General features: G+C 45.6%; 5 protein-coding genes. 1 reads left to right on the top strand and 4 read right to left on the bottom strand.

Features of this window, described 5'->3' with window-relative positions:
- Positions 1 to 155 precede the first annotated feature (155 nt).
- From F6K52_RS24450 to F6K52_RS24435, 4 genes are all read right to left on the bottom strand, one after another.
- Positions 156 to 3,641: a UPF0182 family protein gene (locus tag F6K52_RS24450; protein WP_293084062.1), complete on the bottom strand. Its 3,486-nt coding sequence runs from the start codon at positions 3,639 to 3,641 to the stop codon at positions 156 to 158.
- A gap of 234 nt (positions 3,642 to 3,875) precedes the next feature.
- Positions 3,876 to 5,177 (bottom strand): glutamyl-tRNA reductase, encoded by a 1,302-nt coding sequence (locus F6K52_RS24445; RefSeq protein ID WP_293084058.1) that lies wholly within the window; start codon positions 5,175 to 5,177, stop codon positions 3,876 to 3,878.
- Between the two features lie 527 nt (positions 5,178 to 5,704).
- Positions 5,705 to 6,742, bottom strand: coding sequence for a class II fructose-bisphosphatase (glpX, locus tag F6K52_RS24440; protein WP_293084057.1), 1,038 nt, complete (start codon positions 6,740 to 6,742; stop codon positions 5,705 to 5,707).
- Between the two features lie 454 nt (positions 6,743 to 7,196).
- Positions 7,197 to 7,409: a hypothetical protein gene (locus tag F6K52_RS24435; protein WP_293084054.1), complete on the bottom strand. Its 213-nt coding sequence runs from the start codon at positions 7,407 to 7,409 to the stop codon at positions 7,197 to 7,199.
- A gap of 185 nt (positions 7,410 to 7,594) precedes the next feature.
- Here F6K52_RS24435 and F6K52_RS24430 point away from each other — a divergent pair.
- The coding region (locus tag F6K52_RS24430; protein ID WP_293084051.1) for an NB-ARC domain-containing protein at positions 7,595 to 10,918 on the top strand (3,324 nt) is incomplete at its 3' end.

The following is a 10,918-nucleotide window of genomic DNA, read 5'->3' as shown; positions in this document are numbered from 1 at the left end:
TTGTTCGTGTTCATTTTGCGCCTGCTGATTGCTCTTAATGGTCGCGACTAAGACAGTGCAATACGATAGAATCTGATCGGGGATGGCAATGCTTTACCCCGATTTTTTTATTTGTAAGCTAGGGAATCGGGAATCGGGAATCGGAAAAAAATATTCTAAGGGAGTGTAGTTTCTTCGACTGGACGTACAATTGCTGATGTCTTACTTTGATCTGGATTAAAGATGGCATCAAGGGCCTCTTTTAGATTTTGAGCCATAATAATTTGGTTTTGATAAACCACAATAACTCGCACTAATGTTGGGAGACTATTTTGCTCAGCTTCTATATACAATGGCTCAACATACAGTAGGGATTGCTCGATGGGAATAACCAAAAGATTTCCCTGAACTGCTCTTGACCCTTTTTGATTCCATAAGGAAATTTGTTGAGAGATGACTGGATCTTGATTAATCAGGGCTTCAATTTGCTCTGGTCCATAAATTAGTTGTTGCTTGGGAAACTGATAAAGTAATAACTTGCCATATTGATCTCCATCAGAGCGACCAGCTAACCAACCAATTAAATTATTACGACCTGTAGGTGTATAGGGGTGGAGCAAGATAAATTCTTCTGATGTCTCCTTTTGCAGTTTCATGATAATGTAGTAAGGCTCTACTGGTTGAGATTTACCAGCATAAATTTCCTGGGGAATCCGCCACAAATCTTCTTGGTTGTAAAAGACCTGGGGGTCAGTCATGTGATATGATAACAACCGCTCAGATTGGATGTTAAATAGATCAATGGGGTAGCGCAGATGAGTCCGCAAGGTGGTGGGCATCTCATCCAGTGACTTGAACAAATTGGGGAAAATCTTACTCCAGGTTTGAATAATCGGGTCTTCTGGGTCAGCTATGTAGAAACTAACATCGCCATTGTAGGCATCAATAACCACTTTTACAGAGTTACGGATGTAGTTAAACTGGTTGTCACCTGGGTCGGCATAGGGGTAGCGATCGCTTGTGGTGTACCCATCCACAATCCAGTAGAGATAATTCTCATTGACGGCTGATTCGCTTTCAGAAGTATTAGCAATTACTAGGTAGGGGTCAGCGTCATAGCGTAAAAAGGGAGCGATCGCTTGAATCCGTTGCCGAATATTACGGCGGAACAGTAACTTTGTTTCGGGTGTGAAATTCCCAGTCAGTAACATCTGCCAGTCTTTGAGATACTGGGCAAACACTAACCGCCGCCAAAAGGAGTTTAGGCTAACACCATCAGTCCCATCGTAGGTGTTGTAAACGTTGTCGTCTCCACTGGGATAGTCTAATTCCTGAGTTTTGGTGGAGGTCATGATATAGTTATTGGTCAGTTCTCCGTAGTAAATCCGGGGTTGACCAATGGGGATACTATCACGAATCTCTGGAGAGGATGTATATAAGCTTCCTTTGGCCCCTTCATCTGCACCAGAACCGATGTCTTTAATAAAGTAATATGGCAATCCTCCTTCTCCTACCTGATTCACGGCAGAGAGGGTAAAGCCATAGCCATGGGTATAGACTAAGTGTTTGTTAACCCAGGTTTGTGCTTGTTTGGGCACAGCATCATAGTCTAATTCCCTGGCAGCAATGAGTACTTGTTGTTTGTTAGTTTTTGTATTTAGTTTGAGGTTAGCAGCTTTAAAGTTAGCAGATTTAAAGTTAGCAGGTTTAAAGTTAGCAGGTTTAAGGTTATTGGGTTTAGGGGTTGAAGGTTGTTTGGTTGAAGGTTGAAGGTGATTGGGTTTAAGGTTATTGGGTTTAAAGTTAGCAGGTTTAAGGTTATTAGGTTTAATGGTGTTGTTTGAACTTTTAAGATTCAACCAGTTAAGATTCAACCAGTTAAGATTCAACCTGGCAACATTCAACCTATCAACATTCAACCTATCAACATTCAACCTGCCAACATTATTCAACCCAGCCTTCAACCTATCAACATTCAACCTATCAACATTCAACCTGCCAACATTATTCAACCCAGCCTTCAACCTATCAACATTCAACCTGCCAACATTATTCAACCCAGCCTTCAACCTATCAACATTCAACCTGCCAACATTATTCAACCCAGCCTTTAACTGGTTTGAATTAACTTTAATGGTGTAGCGATCAAAATTGGCGTCGGGAAATTTGTAGTAAAGTCTCAGTTGTTGCAACTGACGATTACTTTGTAATAAGGGGCGGGTATCCCACAGGGGAATGTTGTCGATGGTTAGGTGATTTTTTTCTAGATCGGTGCTGGTCAGATTACCTTGGGGGTTAAAGGTTTCAACTTCAACACTATCCAGGTCAAAGGCTGCTCTGGTCAGGGCAATAGTCCGAGCAATATAGGGTCGTTCTAAGGCTAACTCGTTGGGTTCGACTTTAAACCGTTGCACTGCTGCAGGTAAGATTACCCCAGCAATCCCCCATATCCCTAGGTATAAGCCGAGTATCCACAATGCTACTGGTATTTTGGTGGGCAGACGGCGTATCCAGACAATTGACCTCAAGAGTAACAACAGTGCGATCGCAAAGGCGAGAATGCTCAATCCTGTATTAAAGGGCAACTTGACTGAGACATTGGTGTAACCAGCACCGTAAGCCACACCACGGGTTGAATACAGTAAGTTGTACCGGGAAAGCCAATAGTGGAAGGCTGTGATTGCGGACACAGCAGACCCAAGGCCATACAGGTGCCGTAGTTGGTTTTGGGAAAATCCTGGAAATTTCCCATCTGAAAGACTATTGCCTGAGGTTAAGTAAATTAGCCATACTGCAACTAGACCAAAGAGAAATAATCCCCCTAACCAAAAATCCAATAGTTGCCATAGGGGTACACCAAATACGTAGAAGCCGATATCCTGTCCAAATAGTGGCTCGGTAGTGTTAAAGGCAGTGGGATAGAGATACTCTAAAATTCTGCCCCATTGTTCTGAGATCACCATCGCCCAGGAAAAACTTAGTGCTAGGGCGATCGCTCTTAACCACAACTGAGCATTTACCATTAGCCCTACCATCACTGCTGAGATCATCCCCAGCTGCCAAACCAGAGTGCTTCTGGATTCCGATAAAAATAGCTTTCCTAGAGATACCCAACCCAATGGTGATGGTAAGGGGGGTCTTGCTTCACTCAGAAAGCTGGCTGACAAGGTTTCCCGATGGAAATCCCAAACGGAAAAGGCCATTTTTCCGTAGTACAACAGCACTACCCCAACTAATAAACTGAGTGCTAGGGCAAAGGGCAAAAGCGATCGCAATCTGAAGGCTGGGCGTTTTCTAGAAAATTTTCTATCCGCTCTCACTCCGGATTTCACGATGGGGGAGGGTGAGTTTAACTGTGTTTGGTTAAGGGTTAAAGATGAAGAGTCAAGAGTTTTAAACCCTTTTAGCCAGGTAATCTCGAGGTCTGCTAAATTTTTCGGATGCTTGAATTGGTTGGCTAAGGATAAATTCGTCCGCAAAAACCCCAATGATAGGATAAATACAATTACCCACAAACTCAGCTGGGTCTCCAAACGCAGCACGAAAGCAGATAGATAATCCACTTTCGTAAACCATAAAATTTCTGCTACCAGGTGAGATAGCAAATTCCAAGCTATCCATATACCTAGTAGCCCAGTAACCCAGCGAGAGAGTTTGGTCATTGGTCTTTAGTTTTGAGTCATTACCAGGATAGCGTGGTCTATCAAAAACTAAGTATTGAGCTGTCAGCAGTCAGCGGTCAGCTTATTTTTCAAGTAGCGTATTAGCTGAACGCGCACGCGTGGGCGTAGCGCTAATCGCTGATAGCTGATAGCTGATAGCCAGTAGGGTGGGCAAAGTGCTGTGATCTATAATACTGATTTGAACCATACTGTTTTTGCCCACCCTACAAGCTGCTAAATTGGTTGCTTGCCATTATCTAAATTGAATAGCATTTGTAACGATTCCATGGCCAAGCGTCGGGTTTCAATATCTTGCTGTGCTCGTAATTGCACCATGGGGTCATGAAGGATTTTGTTAACAATCCCTCTGGTTAGGGCTTCGATCACTTCTTGATGTTTTTCGGCAAATTCTGACCCAAGACGGGATAGAGCTTTCTCTAGCTCTTGCTCACGGATTGTTTCGACCTTGCTGCGCAAGCTACTAATGGTAGAAACGGTTTCTAGGGAACGCCACCAGATGTCAAAGGCTTCTACTTCTTGGTATAAGAGTTCTTCTGCTTCCATGGCCATCTTACGACGGCTTTCTTGATTCTGTGCTACTACTGCTTTTAAGTCATCCACATTGAATGAGTGGACAGTCTCTAGCTCATCAACATCCGCTGCTACATTGCGAGGCACAGAAATATCAATTAGCATTAATGACTGGCTAGTCTGCAACACTCCTTCTAAATTCGAGCGAGTCAGGAGTGGTTGGGTGGCACCGGTGCTAGTAAATACGATATCTGACTGGGCAACCACTGTCATCATATCTGACAAGGCATGGAGTTTTAGCTCTGCTTTGGGAAACCCTTGGGCTAACTCTTCAGCCCGTTTGGTGGAACGATTCAGAATGGAGATATCTGCAGCACCTTTGGCCAGCAGATGTTTCACCAGTAAGCGAGACATCTTGCCAGCACCGATAATTGCTATTATATAGGGGGTCAAAGAGGTGCCATAAAGGGTTTCTACTTTCTGCTGAGCTAACTCTACTGCTGCTGAGCTAATGGATACTGCCCCAGTGCCAATACTGGTTTCGGTGCGAACTCGCTTACCGGCAGTAATTGCTTGTTTAAACAGTTTATTAAGTAGACGTCCAATTCCCTTGTGTTGCTGACCAAGTTTATGGGTGGTTTTGACCTGAGCTAGAATTTGCCCTTCTCCTAAGACGAGGCTATCTAGACCGCCAGCAACCCGCATTAAGTGCATGACTGCATCTTGATACAACAGAATAAATAGGTGGGGGCGCAACTTGGCTAGAGGAATGCCAGCTTTTTCTGTCAGAAACTGGCACAATTCTCGAATTCCTGCATCAGTTTCTGTGGTGACTATATAAACTTCTAACCGATTACAAGTACTCAGTATGGCTACCTCTTCTATATGAGGATAGCTACATAAGTGGGGCATCACAGTTTCTAACTGGGCTTCTGGAATGCTGAGTTTTTCTCTGACTTCAACCGGTGCTGTCTTGTGGCTCAGACCTACTACGGCAATGTTCATGTTTTTTATCAGAACGTTTAATGGCAGTATTAGTTATAGCAATTCTTAAAAAGGTGAGGAACTTTTGTATTTGGTTTTAGGGAGTAGGGAGTAGGGAGTAGGGAGTAGGGAGTAGGGAATAGGGAGTAGGGAGTAGGGAAAAAGTCCTGTTTTCCTACTTGATTAGTAAAAACTTTTGGTAAAAGTTTTTTTAGGATAGTGTTTGCCTCAATTATTATGCTCTTTTCCCTGTTTCAATATCCGCTGTTCCCTGTTACCGACTTCTACAATAATTTTTATTCAAACCGTTATCTTGATAATTATTTATCGGTTTGTTGGTAAAAATTTTTACTACAAATGTTTCCTACAACGAAATTGAAGGAAGGGTTAAACTAATTTATTCAACCTTCCTTCAAGCTTGAACTACTGTTGCGCTTAGGCGCTACACGGGTAAGGATTCAGCTGACGGCTGATAGCTGTTCGCGTAGCGTGTGCGTAGCACATAAGCTGATAGCTTACCTACAGGGTTAAAACCCTTTTCCTAATAGTTAGCTCAATTGGATATACTTGGGCTGTTCAAACATATGAACGGTGTCCACAAACCGAGCGGTCTTGGACTGACTGGAAATAACTAGGCTTTGAGTCCGTGCTCCACCTTGGAAGAACCGAACCCCATTCATCAGGGTTCCTGGGGTGATGCCACAAGCAGCAAACAGTACGGTGTCACCAGAGGCTAGTTCCTCAGCATTGTAAACCTTATCGGGGTCGGTAATATTCATTTCTTTGAGGCGTGCAATGTTGCTTTCTTTGCTCTCCCCAATCAAACCAGTTTTCACGATGGCGGGATCGTAGATTAGCTGACCTTGGAAGTGTCCCCCTAAGGCACGCATTGCTGCTGCTGAGATTACCCCTTCTGGTGCAGCACCAATTCCCATCAAGGCATGGATATTGGTACCAGCAAAGGCACAGGAGATGGCGGCGGAAACGTCACCGTCACTAATCAGTCGCACCCGAGCACCAGCTCCCCGGATTTCCTTGATTAAGCCCTCGTGACGGGAACGGTCCATCACAACTACCACCAATTCCTCCATGGAGCGCTCTAGACAATCGGAGAGAATTTTAAGATTTTCGGTTGCGGACTTGTTGATGTCTACATGATTCTTGGCTTGGGGTGGTGCTGCCAGCTTTTTCATGTAGAAGTCAGGAGCTGCAAATAGACCACCTTTCTCGGAAATAGCTAGCACTGCCATGGAACCGTTTTGCCCATAGGCCACTAGGTTGGTACCTTCGCAGGGGTCAACGGCAATATCAATTTCGATCAGTTCATCTGGGTTACAGAATGTGGCAGCATCCTCTTGGGTACAAATCCCAACTTCTTCACCAATGTAGAGCATCGGAGCATCATCCCGCTCCCCTTCTCCAATTACAATGCGACCCCGCATATAGATCTTGTTCATCCGCTCCCGCATGGCTTCTACAGCCACTTCGTCAGCAGTGTCTTTCTCCCCTTTACCCATCCATTTGGCGGATGCGATCGCAGCTTTTTCTACGACTTCTATAATTTCTAAACCTAGTGTATTTTCCAAAGCGCCCGTTCTCCCAAAAGCTAGATGAGCTTATTTTCTTAATTATTTGTTTACAGTTCTTAAGTCTATCAGAGCGTGGGATCTCGTAGAAGGGAACAGGGAATCGGGAATCGGGAATCGGGACTGAAATGCTTGTTTACTATAGGGTTTAGGTGTGTGGAAACGGATGCGATCGCATTACCTTAGGGAACAGGGAATAGGGAATAGGGAATAGAGACTGAAACCCTTGTTTACTCTAGGGTTTAGGATTGAAACTGGCAAGATGCCAGTTCCACGCCTGATGCTCATTCCACACTATTGAAACTGGCAAGATGCCAGTTCTACCATGATGCCAGTTCTACCATGATGCCAGTTCTACCATGATGCCAGTTCCACACTATTGAAACTGGCAAGATGCCAGTTCTACCAAGATGCTCATTCCATTTCCCCCCTTATTAAGGGGGGTTAGGGGGGATCACCCATCCTGCTTCTTAAACCAAGGACCCACCACCTGGATAAATCTAGTCAATGCTCCCACTAACACTGCGATCGCTAAAATCATTTCCGCTGGACTGTCCCCATCCTTGAGCCAGAGTGCAGGATTTTCCATTAGGGGCTGTGGTTGTTCGACTAATGCTATAGTGTCAACGATTTGATTATCAATGACTTGCTCTTTGAGGTCATTCATGGTAAAGCTTCGATTTCCTAACTGAATCCATAGTGACCTGGGGGTAGTGTCCAAAAGCAACAACGAGGTTTAGGGTACCTACAACCACCGTATATCAAGGCTAAACTAGTTGAGGGTAGCTTCTGCAATTTTGGGAAAACCTACCCTAACCCTCAAGTTTTTTTTCTTGCCCATCCCCCAATAGCATGCCAAGACCTACTTACGGTCCTACAGTTAAAGCCAGAGCACTGCGTCTATTTGAAGCATTAGTTTCCTTTGCCCAAGACATCGCTAATCAGGGGAATCCCGATATTAAATTCCGTTGGATAGAGAAAACCTCAACTCATCCAAAACTAGTAATTGAAACTCAGACCAGATATTTAATCCAACTCACCAAGCAGGATAACTATCCAGGTAGTCTCAGCAAGGCTCAAGTGGTAGAAGCCTTGCAGCGGATGGAAGACTTCTTAGGAATTTTAGAAGACAACCGTGTCAAGAAGAAAGGAACAGAAGAAAGGCATTTTACCCTGACACTCTACGCTCCAGACCTAGCCACAAATCTAGAACTATTTAATCAACAGTGGGACAATAAACGACCAGATAAATCCAAACAGCAATCCCTAACAACTGCTACTACTCCCAAAACCTGCCAAGCCCTTCGTCCTAAGCCAGGGGTTCCCTTCCAAGCCCCACCCCTACCAGCTTACTTTATCCAGCGCCCAGAGGTAAGCCAAGACCTGAAGCAATCCTTACTCTCTGAGCAGACAGCTAAGAAGGGAACTCTGGTAGTTAGCGCCATTTATGGGTTAGGGGGGATTGGTAAATCTACCTTGGCTGCTGCTATTGCCCATGACCCAGAGGTACAGACTCATTTTGCCGATGGTATTCTGTGGGCAACCTTGGGTCAGCAGCCAGATTTGCTGTCTTTTCTCAGTAGTTGGATCCAAGCACTGGGAGACCATGACTACAAACCCACTAATACTAATGCGGCTTCTAGACATTTACAAACCTTGCTGTTTGAGAAGGCTACCCTGCTGGTAGTAGATGACGCTTGGAACCCAGACCATGTGGAACCGTTTCGGATTGGTGGTGCTAAGTGCCGGGTCTTAGTGACCACTCGTGAAGCTCAAATTGTGGGAGTGACTCGCTATGATTTAGATTTGATGAGTCCCTCACAAGCCTTAGCCTTACTGGAAGAGTATGGGGGTTCTAAACTCCAGGGGTCAGACCGTAAACAAGCCCAAGCCCTAGCCACAACAGTGGGTTACTTACCCCTAGCTCTGGAGTTAGCGGCAGCACAAGTAGCGGATGGTATTTCCTGGAGGGAGTTACTCACTGACCTGCAAACGGAAATTGCTCTGTTGGAAACCTTAGATTTACCAGGTGCCCAAGAGGTTGATGAAAAACGACGCAAGCACTACAGCCTAGTGGCATCCTTTAATCTCAGTCTACGGCGATTATCATCGGAAAAATTTCAGCAATTTGCCTGGTTGGGTGTCTTGCCAGAAGATGTCTCGATTAGTCCGGCTTTAGGGACAACCTTGTGGGATGTAAGTCCACGAGAAGCAAGAAGAACCTTACAGTATTTTAAGTCAAAGGCTCTACTGCTATCTGGTAAATCCACTAATGGCACTCCCAGCTATCAGCTCCATGACTTGGTTCATGATATGGCGCGTCGGTTGCTAACTGCTCAAGCAGCTACAGGGGCAGAGGGAAGCTTACCGGGTTTGGGATTAACCTGGCCCCAAGCCCATGGTCAACTCCTAGAGCGCTATCGCCAAAAAACCGAAAACGGGTTATGGCATACCCTACCGGACGATGGCTATAGTCACAGTTATCTGACCTGGCATTTAGAAAAAGCAGGTTGGGTAGAGGAAGTACACCAGCTGCTGCAGGAGGAAACAGAGGCTGGACGCAATGGTTGGTATGAAACTTGTGAACGTCTGGATCAACTGGGAGGCTTCGTCAAGGATGTGGCCAAGGCTTGGCAGTTAGCAGAAGAGGCTTTTTCCTCTTCACCAACTCGTTCCATTAGTTTGCAGTGCCGTTATGCCTTGATGGTGTCTTCCCTCAATAGTTTGCTTGGGGATATACCAGGAAAATTGATGGCAGCCCTGGTAGAGAAACAGGTGTGGACTCCAGTTCAAGCTTTGGCTTACCTTAAATACATACAAAATCCTAGTAATCGAGCAGAAGCACTAAAAGAGCTAGCACCATATTTGCCCGAAACATTACTCCCAGAAGCCCTCAAAATCGCACAGGCCATTACCGATGAGTTTCACCGAGCCAGAGCTCTAAGTGAAATAGCACCATATTTGCCCGAAACATTACTCCCAGAAGCCCTCAAAATCGCACAGGCCATTACCGATGAGTTTCACCGAGCCAGAGCTCTAAGTGAAATAGCACCATATTTGCCCGAAAGCCTACTCTCAGAAGCCCTAGAAACAGCACGAGCCATTACCGATGAGTTTCACCGAGCCGATGCCCTGAGCGCACTAGCACCACATTTGGCGGAAAACCTACTCCCAGAAGCCCTAGAAGCCGCAAGAGCCATTACCAATGAATGGAGCCGAGCCAATGCCCTGAGTGAACTAGTACCACAGTTGCCTGAAATCTTACCAGAAGCCCTTGAAGCAGCACGAGCCATTACTGATGAGTGGAGGCGAGCCAATGCCCTCATAGCACTAGCACCACAGTTGCCTGAAATTTTACCAGAAGCCCTTGAAGCAGCACGAGCCATTACTGGTGAGTGGAGGCGAGCCAATGCCCTGCGGGCACTAGCACCACAGTTGCCCGAAATCTTACCAGAAGCCCTTGAAGCCGCAAGAGACATTACCAATAACACAGACCGAGCCAATGCCCTGAATGGATTAGCACGACATTTGTCGGAAAGCTTGCTGCCACAAGCCCTAGAATTGGCAAGGGCGACCGATAACACAAACCGAGCCAGAGCCCTGAGTGGACTAGCACAAGAGTTACCGGAAATCTTACCAGAAGCCCTAGATGCAGCACGAGACATTACCAATAACACAGACCGAGCCAGAGCCCTGAGAGAACTAGCACCACATTTGCCGGAAATCTTACCAGAAGCCCTAGATGCAGCACGAGACATTACCAATAATACAGACCGAGCCAGAGCCCTGAGAGAACTAGCACAAGAGTTACCGGAAACCCTACCGGAAACCCTACCAGAAGCCCTAGATGCCGCACAGTCAATTGCCGATGAGTGGGAGCGAGCCAGAGCCCTGAGAGAACTAGCACCACATTTGCCGGAAATCTTACCAGAAGCCCTTGAAGCAATTAGACATATAAAAATCTCGATTTTACATAACGATAGTGGATTTGAAGAGTCGGGAAAAGCTAGTACCATAAAAATACTAGCACCATATTTTTCGAAAAAACTACTATTACAAGCTCTAGAAATCGCACAGTCAATTACCGATGAATCGAGCCGAGCCTATGCCTTCAGAGAAATAGCACCACAGTTGCCGGAAAACCTACTCCCAGAAGCCCTAGAAGCCGCACAAGCA

This window comes from Moorena sp. SIO3H5 (genome assembly GCF_010692395.1).
In the GTDB taxonomy this organism is placed as follows: Bacteria; Cyanobacteriota; Cyanobacteriia; order Cyanobacteriales; family Coleofasciculaceae; genus Moorena.
Note: the sequence above shows the minus strand (reverse complement) of the source record. Positions and strands in the feature narration are given on the sequence as shown.